At 62.4% G+C, this 17538-nt stretch carries 17 protein-coding genes and 2 pseudogenes; 10 read left to right on the top strand and 9 right to left on the bottom strand.

Features of this window, described 5'->3' with window-relative positions:
• Positions 1-16 precede the first annotated feature (16 nt).
• A complete protein-coding gene (locus JGU72_RS21105) occupies positions 17-1027 on the top strand; it encodes an alpha/beta hydrolase (protein WP_307828544.1) in 1011 nt (336 codons plus the stop codon).
• 24 nt (positions 1028-1051) lie between these two features.
• On the opposite strand, the gene JGU72_RS21100 is transcribed toward JGU72_RS21105, so the two are convergent.
• Positions 1052-1660, bottom strand: coding sequence for a TetR/AcrR family transcriptional regulator (locus JGU72_RS21100; protein ID WP_199685995.1), 609 nt, complete (start codon positions 1658-1660; stop codon positions 1052-1054).
• A gap of 3 nt (positions 1661-1663) precedes the next feature.
• Positions 1664-3895 carry a fatty acid desaturase gene (locus tag JGU72_RS21095; RefSeq protein WP_199685994.1) on the bottom strand — a complete coding sequence of 744 codons (2232 nt, stop codon included), beginning with the start codon at positions 3893-3895 and terminating at the stop codon, positions 1664-1666.
• 235 nt (positions 3896-4130) lie between these two features.
• Here JGU72_RS21095 and JGU72_RS21090 point away from each other — a divergent pair, with 235 nt between their 5' ends.
• Complete coding sequence (locus JGU72_RS21090) at positions 4131-5429, top strand: serine hydrolase domain-containing protein (RefSeq protein ID WP_199685993.1); 1299 nt, start codon at positions 4131-4133, stop codon at positions 5427-5429.
• Positions 5430-5437: 8 nt separating this feature from the next.
• Here JGU72_RS21090 and JGU72_RS21085 read toward each other — a convergent pair whose 3' ends face one another.
• A complete protein-coding gene (locus JGU72_RS21085; protein WP_199685992.1) occupies positions 5438-6673 on the bottom strand; it encodes a serine hydrolase domain-containing protein in 1236 nt (411 codons plus the stop codon).
• Between the two features lie 145 nt (positions 6674-6818).
• The gene (locus tag JGU72_RS21080; RefSeq protein ID WP_199685991.1) at positions 6819-7547 is read right to left on the bottom strand and encodes a GPR1/FUN34/YaaH family transporter; all 729 of its coding nucleotides are present in this window, start codon (positions 7545-7547) and stop codon (positions 6819-6821) included.
• Positions 7548-7918: 371 nt separating this feature from the next.
• Here JGU72_RS21080 and JGU72_RS21075 point away from each other — a divergent pair, with 371 nt between their 5' ends.
• Positions 7919-8482: a YceI family protein gene (locus JGU72_RS21075; protein ID WP_199685990.1), complete on the top strand. Its 564-nt coding sequence runs from the start codon at positions 7919-7921 to the stop codon at positions 8480-8482.
• A 4-nt stretch (positions 8483-8486) separates the two neighbouring features.
• On the top strand, positions 8487-8891 hold the full coding sequence (locus JGU72_RS21070; RefSeq protein WP_199685989.1) for a VOC family protein: 405 nt from the start codon (positions 8487-8489) through the stop codon (positions 8889-8891).
• A gap of 18 nt (positions 8892-8909) precedes the next feature.
• Here the strand turns inward: JGU72_RS21070 and JGU72_RS21065 are convergent, their stop codons facing one another.
• Entirely contained in the window at positions 8910-9644 is a 735-nt protein-coding gene (locus tag JGU72_RS21065; protein ID WP_199685988.1) for a hypothetical protein, read from the bottom strand.
• A gap of 147 nt (positions 9645-9791) precedes the next feature.
• Between JGU72_RS21065 and JGU72_RS21060 the strand changes: the two genes are divergently transcribed.
• Positions 9792-10406 (top strand): TetR/AcrR family transcriptional regulator, encoded by a 615-nt coding sequence (locus JGU72_RS21060; RefSeq protein ID WP_199685987.1) that lies wholly within the window; start codon positions 9792-9794, stop codon positions 10404-10406.
• 1 nt (position 10407) lies between these two features.
• Here the strand turns inward: JGU72_RS21060 and JGU72_RS21055 are convergent, their stop codons facing one another.
• Positions 10408-10851 carry a MarR family winged helix-turn-helix transcriptional regulator gene (locus tag JGU72_RS21055; protein ID WP_199685986.1) on the bottom strand — a complete coding sequence of 148 codons (444 nt, stop codon included), beginning with the start codon at positions 10849-10851 and terminating at the stop codon, positions 10408-10410.
• A gap of 141 nt (positions 10852-10992) precedes the next feature.
• Between JGU72_RS21055 and JGU72_RS21050 the strand changes: the two genes are divergently transcribed.
• Entirely contained in the window at positions 10993-12471 is a 1479-nt protein-coding gene (locus tag JGU72_RS21050; protein ID WP_199685985.1) for a GGDEF and EAL domain-containing protein, read from the top strand.
• Entirely contained in the window at positions 12435-12728 is a 294-nt protein-coding gene (locus JGU72_RS31130; protein WP_199686135.1) for an EAL domain-containing protein, read from the top strand. Before JGU72_RS21050 ends, JGU72_RS31130 begins: the two co-directional genes overlap by 37 nt.
• Here the strand turns inward: JGU72_RS31130 and JGU72_RS21040 are convergent.
• Positions 12725-12904 carry a hypothetical protein gene (locus JGU72_RS21040; RefSeq protein ID WP_199685984.1) on the bottom strand — a complete coding sequence of 60 codons (180 nt, stop codon included), beginning with the start codon at positions 12902-12904 and terminating at the stop codon, positions 12725-12727. The two genes, JGU72_RS31130 and JGU72_RS21040, sit on opposite strands and share 4 nt — an antisense overlap.
• Positions 12905-12950: 46 nt before the next feature.
• On the opposite strand from JGU72_RS21040, the gene JGU72_RS21035 reads away from it, so the two are divergent.
• The 3 genes and pseudogenes from JGU72_RS21035 to JGU72_RS21025 form a co-directional block, all read left to right on the top strand.
• Entirely contained in the window at positions 12951-13133 is a 183-nt protein-coding gene (locus JGU72_RS21035) for a (2Fe-2S)-binding protein (protein WP_199685983.1), read from the top strand.
• A gap of 78 nt (positions 13134-13211) precedes the next feature.
• Entirely contained in the window at positions 13212-13697 is a 486-nt protein-coding gene (gene bfr / locus JGU72_RS21030; protein ID WP_199685982.1) for a bacterioferritin, read from the top strand.
• A 323-nt stretch (positions 13698-14020) separates the two neighbouring features.
• Positions 14021-15151, top strand: a pseudogene (locus tag JGU72_RS21025) (transcription termination factor Rho, short form); the annotation flags it as partial.
• A 12-nt stretch (positions 15152-15163) separates the two neighbouring features.
• Here the strand turns inward: JGU72_RS21025 and JGU72_RS21020 are convergent.
• Both JGU72_RS21020 and JGU72_RS21015 read right to left on the bottom strand, forming a co-directional pair.
• Positions 15164-16422 (bottom strand): annotated as a pseudogene (locus JGU72_RS21020) (DUF4032 domain-containing protein).
• Positions 16423-16443: 21 nt separating this feature from the next.
• Positions 16444-17529, bottom strand: a complete 1086-nt coding sequence (locus JGU72_RS21015) for an ABC transporter ATP-binding protein (RefSeq protein ID WP_199685980.1) — start codon at positions 17527-17529, stop codon at positions 16444-16446.
• Between the last annotated feature and the right edge of the window lie 9 nt (positions 17530-17538).

The following is a 17538-nucleotide window of genomic DNA, read 5'->3' as shown; positions in this document are numbered from 1 at the left end:
TGGTCTCTTGTTCAAAGTGCCGGAGTCTGCGGTTCGCGCAGCACTGTCCGTCCCGAATTCGCTGCTGCAGTTCGTAATACCGCGGCCCGTCCAGGACGGGCAACAGATGACTCCGCGACTGCAACTGTTGTCCACAATCGCCAAACCGGACCTCGCCGCGAAGAGCCCCCCGTCGAAAACACATCGCGCCCGTGGCGAGTGGGCGATCCGAGTCGCCACGCCGATGCGGTCGGGCGGAGTTCGGACTACCGAACGAACCATCGACGGACCCGCAGGTCCGCTCGTAGCGCGTCTCTACGAACCCGAGGGATTGCCGGAGAAACCGGGCTTGATCGTCCTTGTCCACGGCGGCGGATGGCATTTGCTCAGCGTCGACGCCTACAACGGTGTCGCGGCGCTGCTGGCAGACCATGGCAGGGTGAAGGTGCTGTCCGTCGAGTACCGACTGGCGCCCGAGCACCCCTTCCCCGCGCCGTTCGAGGACGTGCTCGCGAGTTACCGCTTCGCCGTCGACAACGCAGCGGCGCTGGGCGTAGACCCGCGCCGGATCGGCATCGGGGGCGACAGCGCAGGCGGCAACTTGTCGGCGTCGGTGGCCTTCCACCTACGTCACGACGAGCGATATCGGCCCGCGTTCGTCGCGTTGCTGTACCCGGCGGTCGACTGGGATCTAGATCGATACCCGTCGTCTCGGTTGTTCACTGCACCTCTCGACTACGACGGCGTCGCACGCGCGATCGATTTCTATCGAGGAAGCAAGGCGGACAACGACGATCCGCGATTCTTCGTCGCCGCCGCCACGGATCTTTCTGGTATGCCGCCGACCTACATCGCCACCGCCGGGATGGACATGTTGCGCGACCAGGGTGAGGCATTGGGTCAACGGCTCGTGAACGCCGGAGTCGACGCCACGGTGCGTAGGTTCGACAATCTCCCCCACGGCTTCGCCACGATGCTCGTCGACGCAGATGCGCATGCGGCGGCCGTCGAATGTGCGCACGCAATTCGCGAACATCTGAGCAGCTGACAATCGACTGCGCGCCAGTTTTGTTCAGGACCCTGTCGCACTGCGATCGTCGACGGCCGGTCCGATCAACGCCGAGGCAAGCCGAACCAGCCGATCGACGGCTTCGTCCGGTGGAATCGTAGGCGCAACAGCATGGGCGACCGCGACCCGTGCGATTGCGTCGGCGAACGCAATCGCGTCCTCACGGGCAATGCTCGGTTTCACTTGGCGAAACAGTGCTGCCAGTCGCGTGGTCGCTCGCTCGTTGGCAACCCTGACCAGCTCGATCACGTCTGCGTTGTCGGCCGCGAGTGCCATCTGTACCAGTGGCACGTCTGCGATATCGAAGAACCGGGTGAAGCCGCCACGCAATGTCGCGGACAGATCGTTCCCGCTCTCGAGCTCGAGCGTGAGTTCATCCAGCAAGGCATCGAGGTGATGCACGATGTATGCCTCGGCGATCGAGCGCCTGTTGCCGAACTCGTTGTACAGGGTTTGCCGGCTCACACCCGCTGCCTTCGCAACCGCAGTCAACGAGGTCGAAGCCCAGCCGTCGGCACGAACGAGTTCGTCCACCGCGGAAATAACCGTGTGGCGCAGAAGATTCCGCGCAGCGTCGGGGTAGGGCAAGCGCGACAACGGATTCGCGATCATGGCTCAGAGGTCCAGTTCGATGTCGGAGATGGGCAGGCTGGTGCAGACAGTGATCCGTGCCAGTTGCACACCGTCCGGGTCGAGTTGGGTACGGCCGCTGAACTTTCCAGTCACGCAGGCACGGCACATACCGCGTTCGCATCCGGTCGGGACATCAATTCCGGCGGTGCGTGCCGCCTCGAGGAGGGTGGTGCAACCGTCCACCTCAGCCTCGATGTTGCTGCGACGGAAACGCACCCGGTAATTCTCGTCCGCACCCGCGGCCGGTCTGTCCAGTGCTGGCGGGCTGAACGACTCGGTGTGGAAGCTCGCCTCAGGAACGCCGAGTTCGGCGCAGAAGCCGCGTGCGAGATCGATGACCGCGCCGGGCGCACACAGATACACATCGCGTTCGGCAATGTCGGGCACTTCACGGGCCAGGAGCTCTGCAGAAATTCGTTCCTGGACTAAGCCTTTGCGTCGTGTCGGGGCGTGATCGACGAAGTTCACCACTCGAATTCCGCTTCTGGAAGCCAGCTCTCGCAGTTCGCGCTCGAAAACGATCGAACGCTCGTCGCGATTGAAGTAGAGCAGGGTGGCATGTGCGTCTGGTGTTTCATGAGCGAACTTGCGCAGCATGGCGATGATCGGCGTGATACCGACGCCGCCGGCGATGAACACCGGGCGGGGCGGAACACGATCCATGACGAACGGGCCGTCACTGACCGGCGGACCGACCAACGTGATCCGCTTGCCACGACACACGTGGTCGTTGAGCGCATTGGACACCCTGCCGTCCGCAACCCGTTTCACGCAGATCTCGAAATGAGCCGCGCCGATGCCGTCGTTGACCAGGCTGTATTGGCGGACCAATGTCTCGCCGCCGACACAGACCCGAACCGAAATGAAAGCGCCTGGCGCCCAGTCGATGTGCTCCCAACCGCGTGGCTTTTCGATGCGGAACCAGTGCGCCTGTCCGTTCGCCTCTCTGCGCACGTCTACGACCTTTGCCTGCGCGTCGAAGAACTTCGGCGCGTCCAGATATGGGGAGTCGGGATGGGCCCGAAACCGGGCGCCGTAGGCAAGCCTGCGGACGGCGTCGATCGGCCCGCGCAATAACTTCAGCGGGTTGCTCGCTTCACGTTCGCCGAGCGGAAGCGCCAGCAGCAAGAGCTTCTGCAATGCAAACGGGATGAGCCCGCTGATCGGAAAAGTGTTGTAGGGCAGGTCATGACGTGCGACCAGCGCCCGAACTGCACTCTGCAGCTCGCGCTGCCGGTTCGGCGGCAGATCGGGGAACATGTGATGTTCGAGGTGAGTGTCGAGCCCACCGTAGAAGATTCGGAAATCGGGCGGGTTCGGGTAGTCGACGTCGGCAAGGATGAACTTCAGCCAGTTGTCGAAGCGCGCCGAGGCGTCGAAGTTCGTAGTCCCCCGGATCTGTCGCTCGTAGTACTGGTCCGGTGTCTCGTCGGGACCGGGATCGTGGAACACGTCGACATTCGGTGTGTGATGTTCCATCGCGACGAGCAAGAACACCGAGACGTGGCCGAGGGTGGTGCCGAGCGCATTGCCGGCCAGCGTTTGCAGCAGCCGGGAACCCGCCTGCAGCGGTTCACGGATGTAGTCGCGCATGGCGTGCTTAGCGATCAGGCCGGTCATTGCCTCGAACGTCGACGGGTGCAGCATCGGACGACCCTCTGTCCGGGCAGCCGCGATCGCCGAATGAACGCCCATGTAATACGACATCGCCGACAGCAGCACGGGTGCGATGACCGCCAGCTGGGCGGCATGGTGCCCGAACCAATCCTGGCCCGGTTGCAATCGGACGATCGAATACCCGAGGTCGTGGTCTTTGTCGACGATGTTGGTGAACGGATGATGGTTCTGGTGATGCATCACCTTCCACTCCCGTGGATCGACGTTGAAGTCCCACTGCCATCGGTCGGAGTGGAATTCACCGGAGTTCGGAAGATGGTCGTAGCTGCCGTGCATGATGTTGTGCCCGAGTTCGGAGAACTCCAGCAAAGTGTGCAGGGCGTACAGAACGACACCACGACGGAAGGCATCAGGCGAATCGCCGTGCTGGAGCAGTTCCCGGCTCCGATCCTTTATCGCCTGTGAATACGCCGCGACGTCACGGATGTGGTCGAGGTCCTCGTCACCTATCTGTGCGCGAGTGCGTTCGTACAGATCGGCCACATCAGCCGCGAGCCCGGACGTGACTACGGCGTCACTCGGCACTGCCTGCCTCATTCGACCTCCTACTACGCGCGCCACCCTGGGCGCTGCACATCGTTGGCACCGCCCATCGTTTTACATATGGACGACTTTGTCAAGGATGCGCACAACATCGCGAATCTGTCCAACAAGCTCCAGTGCTGCACTCTGCCGACTTTCGAATCGCAGTCGCACTGCGGTGCACGACGTTACGATCGTGCCGCGGCGCACACTTTCAGCACTCATTGCCGCCCATTTCACGGGAGACTCGATGACGGAACTCGGCCACCGCCACTCTCGCACCGTCAAAGCAATCGCCTTACTGTTTGCCGCCAACCTGGTCATCGCGGGATGCAGCGACTCGACCACCGGGAGCGACAAGGAAACGCCGACGCCTTCGCAGTGCGTGCCAGATGTCGACAAGGCGATCTCCACGAAATTGGACGCTTCGGCCGTCACCACCGCGCTACCGGCCGACCTCGTCGCCAAACTCGATGCGGCCGTGCAATCTTCGTTCAAGAACGATGCGACACCGGGCGCAATCGTGGGCGTACGGACGCCGAAGGGCACGTGGATCAAGGCGTACGGCAGTAGCGACACAGACACCAATGCGCCGATGACGGCGGACCTGCACACGCGAGTCGGCTCGATCACCAAAACGTTCACGGGCACGCTGCTACTGCAACTCGCGGCGCAGGACAAGCTGTCGCTCGACGACCCGATCGACAAATATATCGCCGGGGTGCCGAACGGGGATCGCGTCACGTTGCGACTGTTGTCGAACATGACCAGCGGCGTCGCGAGCTATACGTTCAACAAGGAGTTCGACGAGAAGCTGTTCGGCAACACCGAGACGGTATTCACCCCAACGGAATTGGTGGCGTACGGCGTAGCGAAGTCGCCGCTGTTCGAACCGGGCGCCAAGTACGACTACTCGAACACGAACCTTGTTCTGTTGGGCCTGGTCATCGAAAAGGTGACCGGCCAACCGGTGGGCGAGGTCTTCAAGAAGCAGATCATCGAACCACTCGCATTGACGAACACGACGTGGCCGAATACTTCCACGGAGTTGCCCGCGCCATACTCCCAGGGCTACACGCTGCAAGGCCTGACAGCGACACCCGAGAAGCCTGCCAACTCGACACACTGGAACCCATCGTGGATGTGGACCGCCGGCGGAATGATCTCCGGGATGGACGACTTGCTTACGTACGGACGAGCATTGGCCACCGGGCAGGGCCTGCTACCCGCTCCCATGCAGACCGAGCGGTTGACGTCTTTCCCCGAATCGCCGGATTACGCGTACGGACTTTCGTTGGCTTGCGTCGACGGCTGGGTGGGCCACACGGGCGAGACGCCTGGATACAACACCAGCCTGTATCACGACACGACAACCGACACGACGGTGATCGTCCAGACCAACAGCGACATCGCGTCCGGTTCGTGCACCGAATCGCCGACCCTTGCCGACAACTCGACCGACATCGACTGCACGACCCCGTCGACCCGCATCGAGGTCGCTGTCACCGAAGCGCTCGGACATGCCTTCAGGCCCCCGGCCCAGAAGTAGGACCGGCGCTAGGCTCTGGTGCCTCTGAGCGCTTGATGAATCAGCGGCACCAGGAAGAGATTGTCTACGGGCGCCCAGGCCAAGGACATGCGATTGTGCACAAATCCGACGGCGAGTCCCGACCGCGGATCCACCCAGCCACCTGAGCCGAATGCGCCGATGTGGCCGTATCCGCGAGGCGCGCGCGGCGAAGGAAAGCTGTGGTAGCCGAGGTGCCAGAACGGGACTGCCAGAGCCCGGTCCAGGCGGTAGCTGCGGACGCGTTCCAGCTCGCGGACAGTACTGGCAGACAGGAAGCGGCGCCCGTCCACTACGCCGTCACATGCCAACGCGCTGTACATCTTGGCGAGCGCGGATGCGGTGCACACCCCGTTCCCTGCCGGCATGTGGGTGTCGAGAATTCGCGGTCGTTCGCCGGCGAAGATACCTTCGAGTCCAGGCACGTGGATCGACGCGAGCGGTGCCTTGAGGGGACGCGGTAGGCGCAGGCTCGCCGCGACGACTCGCGCCGGAAGCACTCCACGATCGGCACGATCTTTCACAGAGCCCACGAAGTCTGCGGCAACGGTCGGCGCGCCCACCGGCGGTCGCCCGAGGTGAATTCCGTCGACTGCCAGTGGATCTGCAATCTCGCTGCGGTAAAGCTGCGCCATGCTCCGACCGGTGATGCTCCGCGCGATCCCCGCCATCAGCCAACCGACAGTCAAAGCGTGGTAGATCGGTTTACCCAGTAGGCGATCGGGTTTGGCGGCCGCCAATCGCTCCTCCATCAGTTCGTGATCGAGGACCTCCTCCATGTCCGCGGCAGGCAGAGACGACAGACCCGCGCGGTGGCTGAGAACTTGTTCGACGGTGATCGCCCCTTTGCCGTTGGCGGCGAATTCCGGCCAGTATTCGGCAACGGGGGCGGAATAGTCGAGAAGGCCCCGGTCTGCGAGCCTTGCCAAAACTGTGGCCGAGACTCCTTTCGAGGCCGAGTAGATCATGGTGCCGGTGTTGTCCGTCCATAGCCTTCCGGCGGTGTCGGCCGAGCCCGCCCAGATGTCGACGACTGGCTCCCCACGCACCGATATGGCGAGAGCTCCGCCGATCCCGGGTCGCCGTGCGAAGGCACGGGCGAAGGTGCGCACGACGGCGTCGAACCGATGATCGGCGATACCCCGGACGCCCGCGGGTAGCTCACCACCATCGCTGAACATCGCGGTGGCCGGAGCAACCTCTGGCGAGATTTCGGGCATGGACATGGCAGCCTCCTGGCGGCCGCCACGATGCGACCGACTAGGGCAATATAGCCGAATGACATGTCATTCTTAATAGCAATCGCAGTTTCGACGATGACTGCCCCCGCCTGATCGGCGAGGGCAGTCATCGATCCGAACCGCGATCGGGCTACTTCAGCAGAGGCGCACCGATCGGGTACTCACGCCCACCGCTCGCGGCAGACGCAACGGCAAGAAACACATATGCCGCGGCCGCCGCGATGATCAGCACAACAACGCCACCGATCTTGCCAGCCGCGTCTGACGGGTTGAGCGTGCTGATCAGTAGAAGAATCAGCACCACGCTGAAGGCGCCGAAAAGCACGGTGAACGCCGCGGGCAATCGAACGCTCGCAACTGCGAGGATCACGAACGCAACCAGCCAACTGATTTGGAACAGCGCTTGGGAGTGCGCAATATCAGCCGGCTGGATGCCGTACCACGAATGCACAAGACCGAGCACCAGCGCGCCGTAGCTCAGGAAGAACGCTGCCAAGGCCCCGAGCACGATTGTGGGCAGTGACCTGCCACTGCTCCACGGACTGGACACCGGAGTCGACTCGAGGCGAGTAGACCAGATCGTTGCTATCAGAAGACCGAGTCCGCTTGCGGCGATGAGGATCGCGAGCGGCGAACCTACCGATGAGGCGTCGACATAGCCGATCAACTGCAGTCCGAGCGCAACGGCGCCGAGTGCAATCAGCGGCAACCCAAGCACCAGCGGATCGCCGGTTTCAGCCGCTCGGGGGCGTCTGTCCCCCACCGTGGCCGGTGTCGCGTGACTGTGCGCGTCCCCGTTATCGGTGGTGTCATCGGAACGCTGGGTAGCGGCCGGCGAATGAGTAGTGGTCGTTGTCATGAAGTGTTCAACTTTCGGTGAGTAGGAATGCGTCGGGTCGCAAATGTTCTGCCCGACAGCGAGAATCCCCAGCCTGAAGCTGGTTCTGTGCATGATCGGCCGTTAGCCACTACACAGAGGACCCGCGAGGTGGAGAAACTCCATATGCAGCCACGCTGCGAAATTCCACCGCCCACTCACGAGCACGAACGTACTGCATCTGGATGAAGTCAATCCCCTGCCTTGCCGCGGCGGGCGACCCGTTGTCGATCTGCACGAGTCGCGATTGCGCTTGTAGATCAATGAATTTCAGGAAGAAGTACCGATCTGTGCGGACACGTCGGGGAAAGGATTCAGCGTGATCGTTAACGTCGGCGCGATACTGTCGACCGATGATTCGCACAGCGTGGCATTTCGACGAGTCCGACGGGGAACTACAACTCCGTACCGGAGTCGCGGGCCGGGCCGCGAGAATGGGTCATCGACTCACCATCGCAATGACCGCCTGGCGAGGAACGGTGTCGTTGGTCGACGGCGAACCGACCGCCGCAGACCTCACAGTCGATGTCAGCTCGTTCAAGGTGTTGCGGGGCGAGGGTGGATTGCAGCCCATATCCGGTGCCGAGCGGTCGATTGTCCGGACGAACGCTCTGAAGTCTCTGCACGTCAAACGGTTTCCCCACATTCATTTCCGCGCAAGCAAGGTCCACAGTGTCGGCGATGGCGACTATCGCCTCTCAGGCCTGCTCGAGATTCACGGAAAGCCCCAAGAGCGTGTTATCGATTTGCGCGTCGACGATCTCGGCAGCGCCTGGCGGTTGTTCGGCGAGGCCGATGTGCGCCAATCCGATTTCGGAATCAAACCCTACTCACTGCTCGCCGGCACCCTGAAAGTTGCCGACAGCGTTACGGTTTCGATCGCGGTCAATCGGGCAAAAGAGGAACCGAAGGAGTGAAGCAATGTTGCTGAACGGGATCAACCATATTGCCTTGATATCCAACGACATCGATCGATTGCGCGCCTTCTACACCGACGTTTTCGACGCCGAGGTAGGGCCGACGAAGCCGCACGGCGAGCAGCCCGGAGAAACGATGACGATGATTCGCATCGGCCCCCACACCGAACTGAACGTTGTGACGATCGAGGGCAATGCCGAGCCCGATCGTCAGACACCTATGTGGGGACGCGGGCGCCTCGACCACTTCGGCCTACAAGCCGCCTCCGCGGAGAGCTTCGACAAGATTCGGCAACGACTGGTCGAGCACGGCGCGAGCGACGGCAACGTTAACGACTTCGGCTCCGCACTGAGTCTGTTCTTCCGCGACCCCGACGGCCTCGAAGGCGAAGTGTTGCTACCGAAATAGGTTGGTAGCAAAGCACAGTCACCACTTACTGAATGCGGCCTCGATCCAGTTGCTGAATTCGCACGCCAGATGCCACCGATGCTGCGCGATCATGTGTGGCGCCGTGAGGGCTGGGAACTCCACGCACAGACGAGCACGGAAGCCGCTGGCCTCGTCGCAGAACTCGTGCCGAACGCCTCCGATGGCCAGCCCGCCCTCGGTACGGGCAACCCCTGCCGCCTCGATAGCGAACGCCGGGTCCCGAGGCGTGACGAGAGGCGACGTGTCCTCGTAGTCGACGAAGAACCGCGTCGCAAGCGGGCTACCGCCAGTGGTCTCGATGACCTCCTGTCGTCCGTCAGTCGCAGTGTCGATGAGGAAATGATCGGGGTGTGCGGCAATCATGCTGCGCACGTAGTCATCTCGGCCGACATCGGTGAACCAGTCGACGAACTCGTTGGCGGTTCCCCGAGTCACGTGCAGCTCGCACACGCTGGTAGAGCGGCGGCCGAACGACAGCCTCGTCGTCGCCCTGGCGGTCACATCGGCGAAGCGGATGTCACGAGCAAGACGGCGGCGTATCTCGTGTGGGTCCAGTGCGACCTTGCTGTCGGCGAACGCAACCTTCTGCCTGGCAACGTCGCCTGCGGGGACCGGCAGACCAATCTTGCGGGCAGCCTTCGGGATTCGGGCGGCCTCCCAGGCAAGCACTTCGTCACGGGAGACGGGAGAACCATCGATCACCGCACGGATAGTCAATTTGCTGTTCGACATGAGTCTCTTCCGTTCGCTGGATTGCTCTCACAGGTGAGGGTGGCGTTCCGGCGGCCTAACCTCGAAAGACTGACATAAAAGCATCTACAGTTGCTTTTATATGCTGTTGCGCCCCACCCCGTCAAGGTTTGCTGCCAAACTGGATCGGTGACCGACGCCACCGCTTCGCTACGCCCGCGACCGGGAGGGCGTTCCGCGCGCGTAGTCGCCGCTGCGCATGCTGCGACCCTCGAGCTTCTGGAGGAGATCGGCTATGAGCGTCTGCAACTCTCGGACGTGGCCAAGCGCGCACAAGTGAACAAGACGACCGTGTATCGACGCTGGCCGACCAAGGCGAACCTGGTCGCCGACCTCCTTGCCAGCTTCACACAAATCAACGTCGCCACTCCTGACACAGGCTCGCTGCAGGGCGATCTAGAGCAATTGCTCAGCGATATCGCCGCCGTTCTCACCAATCGGGCCGTGCGGGCCATCCTCTACGGCACACTGTCCGGCGCCGACGACGGTGCGGACATCCGGCTGACTCAGGCCGGTTTCTGGCAGGACCGCTTTCGTCGGAGCGGCGCTCTCGTCGAAAGAGCCAGCGACCGTGGCGAAATCTCGCCCGACACCGATCCCCGCTCCCTGCTCGAGATGGCGGCCAGCCCGATCTACTTCCGCACCTTGTTCACGACGGACGAGGTTGACCGTGAGTTCATCTCCGAGACCGCGCGCCGAACGGTCCGAGCCTTCAGTTGCAGCAACAGAGACGGGCAGCCCTGATTCAGCGGATGTGCTCCATTCCGGTTGCGAGGGCGAGGTCGACCAGCGACCGCTTGAACTCGTCGGTCCGTTCGGGGCCGAGCGTGCGGCCCCAGGTGTTCCCGAGCTTGTCGAAACCGCCGGTCGCGCCGACGACCGCGAGTTCACCCTTCGCGGTGAGCATGACGAGTTTCGCCCGCCCGTCAGCCGGATCGGGGCGGCGTTCGAGATAGCCCTGCTTTTCCAGCGCGTTGACCAATTCCGACACCGACTGGACGCTGATCCGCGCACGAGTAGCGATTGCGGTTATCCGAGTCCCCTCGCGATCGAGCATATGCATGACGATGCCTTGACTGCGGGTGATGTCGCCGCACCCGGCGGCACGTAGACCCTCGTGAATGTGGTCCTGGAGCGTGCGTTCGAGGATGGAGACGAGCGTACCGAGGGAATATCCGCTCAAATCCATGCAAATCCTGCTCTCGCTCGACAATACTCAGGGTTCCTGAGTACTCTTGGTACGGCGAAGTCATGATAAACCGACTAATAGTTGGAATATCAGGTGTCGGGACTGATGTCCATAAGCTCGTCGAATGTTGGGAGGACCACCGTGGTCTCGGCTTCCACGCTTGCCCAGCTCGATAGCTGGTCGCCGAAATTCACACCCGGCAGCCTCGCGGTCAGCCCGATTCGAGTCGCGGAATTCCTCCGGGCGGTTCCGGCGATTGTCTTCGCAGTCGATCTCGACGCCATGATCACTTTCTCCAGTGGGGCTGGACTTCGGCCGCTCGGGTTCGAACCGGACCAACTCGTCGGACGCAGTATTTTCGACATCTACCCCGATCGGCCCGACTTCCGTGACGAGTTCGCCCGCGCGACGATGGGCGAAGAATTCCGACTGCAGACGAGACTGAACGGCCGAATCTTCGACACCCAATACACCCCGCTGTTCGACGAGCGCGGCGCACTCGAAGGCAGCCTCGGCATCTGCGTCGACGTCACCGACCTCGTTCAGGCCCAACGATCGCAGCGACGTCTTTCGCTGACCGACAGCGTGACCGGATTGGCCAGCCGCACCCATGTCGAAACACTGCTCGACACGATCCTGACAGCAACAGGCATCGCGACTGTGCTGGTCGTCGATATCGACGGATTCCGCGACGTCAACGACACCCATGGCCACGCTGCCGGCGACGAAGTGCTGCGGCAGCTGGGCGTTCGAGTATCCGACGTCCTACCGGCCGACTCGATCATCGGACGATTCGGCGGCGATCAGTTCGCCATCGTCGTTCAAGAGACAGACACGAACCGGCTCATCGGCTACGCGGAAGACCTCCTGACCCAGTTCGCCCGACCGCTGCAGTTAAGCCTCGCGGTCGACGGCGGGCCCGAACAGGCGGAGGTGTGGTTGAGCGCAAGCATCGGAATTGCCGGCGCGGCCACCTGCAGCACTCCGACGACGTCGTCACTGCTCGCGCACGCCGACGGCGCGGCGCATGTAGCGAAGGGGTCCGGCGGCGGGACGTACAAGTTCTACAGTGCCGATCACGACCGTTCCGCGCGGCGCCTCAGCGTCTCGACTCGCATCCGACGCGCGATCGCCGCGGGCGGCATCACCACCGAATTTCAGCCGGTCGTCCGAATTCAAGACCGGTCGATCGCCGGATTCGAAGCACTCGCCAGATGGACCGATCCAGTCCTCGGCAGGGTAAGTCCGAGCGAGTTCATCGCCCTCATCGAGACATCCCCGCTGATCGACGACCTGTTCGAAACAGTGCTGCAGCAAGCCCTGTCTGCCGCGCTTGCCTGGCAATCCAGCGCGAGCGCAGATCGACCTGCGTGGGTCAGCGTCAACCTCTCCGCACGTCAACTGCAAAATCCGGCGTTGCCGGACCTGATCCTGCGCACAGTCTCCGAGGTCGGCTTGCCGACCGACCTCCTCTCCTTCGAACTCACCGAGACCGCGATCATCGAACCCCCGATCCGATCACTGATCGCACCCTGCGAGCAATCGGCGAGGCTGGACTCGGATTCCATATCGACGATTTCGGCGTGGGCTACTCGAACCTGGCACGCCTCGGCGAATTGATCGCGAAGGGCCTACTGCGAAGCATCAAGATCGATCGCAGGTTGGTGCAACCGCTTCCCGACGTTCACGCCCGGTCGCTGCTCAACGCGCTCCGCAGTATGACTCAGGCGCTGGGACTCGACGTCATCGCCGAAGGTGTCGAAACCGACGCCCAACTAGAGGCGCTCACCAGCCTCGGCTACGAGCACGCCCAAGGTTGGCTGTTCCACCGCGCGATGCCCGCTGACGATGCGCGCAGGCTGATTCTCGGCCACTAGCGATTACGCAGCCGCCCAGTGATCTGAGGGGTCCCCTCGCCGACGTCGAGCTGCTGACCAGGCGTTTGGCGCAGCATCCGTCGAGTGGCGGGCGCAGCAACAGCCTCGTGGCCGACGCGCTCGGGCCGGTCGCCGATGTATCCGTTATCACGCTTGGCCGTCACGGTCTTGCGCACGCCCGCTTGATTATGTAACCCTTACCTAATCTAGTTGGGAGTTCACGTGTTCGTATGTATCTGTAAGGCGGTTACCGAAGCCGAGGTGCACGAGCATTGTGTTGCGGGCGCGCAGACTCCCGATGCCATCGGCGAGCGCTGTGGAGCGGGATTGGGATGTGGAACCTGCGTCGATCGGATTAACGGGATCTTGAAAGACTGGGCGGCGCTGCGAAGCGCTACCGTCTAGATCAAATCCCAGAATATCGAGTATGGCTCAGCCATGTCAGTGGTACGTTCCTCTCAGCTGAGATGAACGGGGTTAGTCATGCGCGGCGACGACGAAGTGATCGCTCTCCTCAACGAACAGTTGACCAGCGAACTCACAGCGATCAACCAATACTTTCTGCACGCAAAAATGCAGGCCAATTGGGGTTTCACCAAGCTCGCCAGTAAAACTCGCGAAGAGTCGATCGAAGAGATGACCCACGCGGAGATACTCACCGATCGCATCCTCTTCCTCGAAGGGCTCCCTAACTACCAGAAGCTGCTTCCTTTGCGGATCGGCCAAAACGTCAAAGAGCAGTTCCAGTCCGATCTTTCGATCGAACTCGAAGTGGTCGAGCGGCTGCGTCCTGGAATTCAGATGTGCCGCGCAAAGGGTGACGCCACCTCCGCTAAGTTGCTCGAGGGGATCCTCGCCGACGAAGAGCACCACGTCGACTATCTCGAAACGCAACTCGAGCTGTTCGACAGATTGGGTGAGCAGCTTTACCTCGCCCAGCTCGTCGACCAGCCCCCGACCGCGGGGTAGTTCCACCGCGTAGTCAGCCTTACGCAGTGACGGCGGGGGCCGACGGGCCGTGCCGCGAGCACGGGAACAACTCTGCACTATTGCGTGTTCTACAAACTGCAGCTACCTTGAGTGCAGTCTTCGCCTTGTGGATGTAGGTGGATAGCTCCCTCCCGCAAGACTTCTGATTCGCCACTTCGGTCCCCGAATACCGCCGGGACATGTGGTGCCCAATTCACGATGCCCCGCCATACGAGCACCACAGGCAGGCTCGCACGGCGAAAAGCCATACCCAAACCCACCCTCCCAAAGGAGAAACCATGCACAACAACACTATTCATACCCAGGCCGAAGCCAACGCAGACATTCGAGCGATGTCGGTCACCGGCATCCTCGACATCACCGACAACCACGCCTCGCTACACGTCGATGGCTACCTACCCGGACCGCGCGACGCTCATGTGGCGCCGCGATTGATCCGCGAATACGGACTCCGCCGCGGCGATACCCTCACTGGCACAGTCGGACTCAGAAATGACGGCGCCAAACTTGCACCGCTGATCCGAATCGACAGCGTCAACGGTCTGCCTCCAGGCAATGCCAAGTCGCGTCCGCACTTCGCTGACCTGGTCCCCATCTATCCGCAAGACCGCCTACGGCTGGAGACCGAGCCGCACGAGCTGACCACACGCGTCACCGACCTGATCATGCCGATCGGTAAAGGCCAGCGCGCGCTTGTCGTCGCACCACCGAAGGCGGGCAAAACCTCTGTGCTGCAATCCATTGCGCACGGCATCGCCAAGAACCATCCCGAATGCCAGCTGATGCTGGTCTTGGTCGGGGAACGTCCAGAAGAAGTCACCGATTTGTCCCGCGCGGTGCCCGCAGAGGTCGCCGCAGCTACCTTCGACCAGCCGGCCCGCGAACATATCGCCCTCGCTGAACTCGCTATCGAACATGCAAAACGACTCGTCGAGATGGGCCGCGACGTCGTCGTGCTGCTGGACTCGTTGACGCGACTCGCCCGCGCCTACAACCTTTCTGCCGCCGGGTCCGGTCGAGTTCTCTCCGGCGGCGTCGACGCCGCGGCGCTCGCGCCACCCAAGAAATTCCTCGGTGCCGCGCGCAACATCGAGAACGGTGGCTCGCTCACTATCATCGCCACGGCTCTGGTCGAGACCGGTTCGCTCGCCGATACCGTCATCTTCGAGGAGTACAAGGGCACCGGTAACGCCGAACTGAAGCTCGACCGGCACGTCGCCGACCGGCGCGTGTTCCCGGCCATCGATATCGACCGATCGAGCACGCGCAAAGAGGAACTGCTACTCACCCCCGATGAGCTCACAGCCACCCGGTCGCTACGAAAAACCCTCTCCGGCCGCGACACTCAGCAAGCGCTCGAACTGCTGCTGACCGGCCTCAAACAGACCGAAACCAACACCGAATTCCTCGCCCAGATCAGCAATGCACGCTGAAAGCAGTAGTCACTAGTCGTCTTCGAGGGACAGTACCGAGAATGGTGCGGTCGGCACCTCGGCGACTCCCATCTTCGCCGCGGAGTCGGTCGGTATGCCGTCACGAGCAAGTGCCGCAAGGGCTTTGCTCGTGCCGACGTCGTGTCCTGCCTTCTCGCTGAGCAACCACCGAACTTCCAGCAGATCGCAGTAGGCCTGAATCGGAGAACCGGTGTGGTGCACCGCAGCGTGCGCTTGCTCCATGCCTGGTGTGAGCACTTCCGCCAGCCACCGTCGCGCAGCAGTCGCCTCGTCGATGTCGCGACCGCACGCCATCGCCTGGTAGGTGTGCAAGTCGCCGAGCAAGATCCGAGCCTGCCCTCCCCCACATCGAGACCGGTCAGCCTGTCCAGGTGATCCGCGTGGTAGCGACGATCCCCTACCGCGACGTGCACCCGCAGCTGATTCGGATCGGCACTGACTGGTTGCATCGACAGTTCGTCGACGGCAAAACCTAGTTCGTTGAGGCGGCGAATTGTCCCTTCGACGCGATACCTGTCCGAGTAACCGAAGACTGGTTCCGCGTGGAGCACGTCCCACAACGCGTTGTATCGCACTTCGATCTGCTCGGCTTCCCTGATGAGCGTCTCGTGCAGTTCCGCTGGACGCTCGAGTCGCTCAGCGAGATCGATCATCCCCATCGCGACGTTCTCCACCATGATCTGGAGGTCGTACTGCCGCTGTCCCCTGCTCAGCGTGGGGTGCACCTCGCTCGTTTCAGCGTCCACGAGCCACGCCTGCAACACCTGGCCGTCGCGGGAGAACAGCGTATTTGCCAGCGAGCAGTCGCCCCAGAAAACGCCGTGGCGATGTAGCTCCACGAGGAGCCCTGCCATCGAATCCAGCAGGCGCGCACGGTGTTTGGGCTGATCAGGTGGTAGGCGCATGAACAGTCGACGATACTGCCAGGATCCTTCGAGATAGTGCGTGACGAGAATCGCGGTGTCGAACTCGGGTTGCAGCACCAGACCCGCCGGGCGCACTGCGGGCAGGCCCAGCTCTTCGAGCCTGCGCAGGACTTCGTATTCCTTGGCAGCGATCCGCGGAGGCATGTCCTTGACCGCCCACAGTTGGTCGTCGGCCTCGACGAATTTGACCAGGTGACGACTGGGTCCCACCGCGATGTCGCGAAGTGGAACGTCAGGGACGATCCACTCCGACAGCGGCCGGTCCCAGGGCAAGGCGACCAAACCCACCGATGGTGTGCGAAGGCGGAACTCGGGAGCGCGCATACCTAGCCCGAGCCGATGCCGTCACTTGCCGATGCGCTCACCGGTCTCCGGATGGAACAGGTGCACAACGCCGTTCTCCTGCTTGCGCAGCCGAACCGTTTCGGCCAGCTTGGCCGGTGACCGCCGGATCGACCGGGCAACAAGAGTCACGTCGGGTCCTGCGTGCGTGTAGACGTAGGCCTCGCTGCCCAGATCCTCGACGAGGTCGACCACGACCTCGATACCACCGGAATCGGCGATCTCGAGCTGTTCCGGCCGGATCCCGACCGTGACCTCGTTGAGGCCCGCGTTGTGCAGCTCAGTCAACTGATCGCGTTCCAGCTCCAGTGTCGAGCCTTCGCCTACCCGAACGCCGTCCGACGTGATCGGCAGGGTCATCAGGTTCATCGCGGGAGACCCGATGAATCCGGCAACGAACGCGTTCGCCGGACGGTCGTACAGATCGGACGGCGAAGCGAACTGCTGCAGCTTGCCGAAGCGCAGCACAGCAACGCGGTCACCCATCGTCATTGCCTCGACCTGGTCGTGGGTGACGTAGACGGTGGTGGTGCCCAGTCGACGTTGCAGGGCAGCGATTTCCGTGCGCGTCTGCACCCGCAGTTTCGCGTCCAGGTTGCTCAACGGCTCGTCCATGCAGAACACCTGCGGTTCGCGAACGATTGCCCGACCCATCGCAACTCGCTGCCGCTGACCACCGGAGAGCTTTGCCGGCTTGCGGTCCAGGAACTCGGTCAGGTCGAGCAACTTTGCCGCCTGCTCCACCTTCCGGCGGCGCTCATCGGCAGGAACCCCACGCAGTTTCAGGGCGAAGCCCATGTTCTCGGCGACGGTCTTGTTCGGGTAGAGGGCGTAGTTCTGAAACACCATCGCGATGTCGCGGTCCTTGGACGGCACGCCGACCATGTCCTTGCCACCGATTTCGATAGTGCCCTCATCGATGTCCTCCAGTCCTGCGAGCATTCGCAGCGCGGTGCTCTTGCCGGACCCGGACGGACCGACCAGGACGACGAACTCGCCGTCCTTGATATCGAGATTGAGCGAATCGACCGCGAGCTTGTCGGAGCTCTCGTAGATGCACGATGCATTCCGGTACGTAATTGCAGCCATTGTCGTTAC

It is taken from the genome of Antrihabitans auranticaus (genome assembly GCF_016481275.1).
In the GTDB taxonomy this organism is placed as follows: domain Bacteria; phylum Actinomycetota; class Actinomycetes; order Mycobacteriales; family Mycobacteriaceae; genus Antrihabitans.
This window is presented reverse-complemented; position numbering and strand designations above follow the sequence as displayed.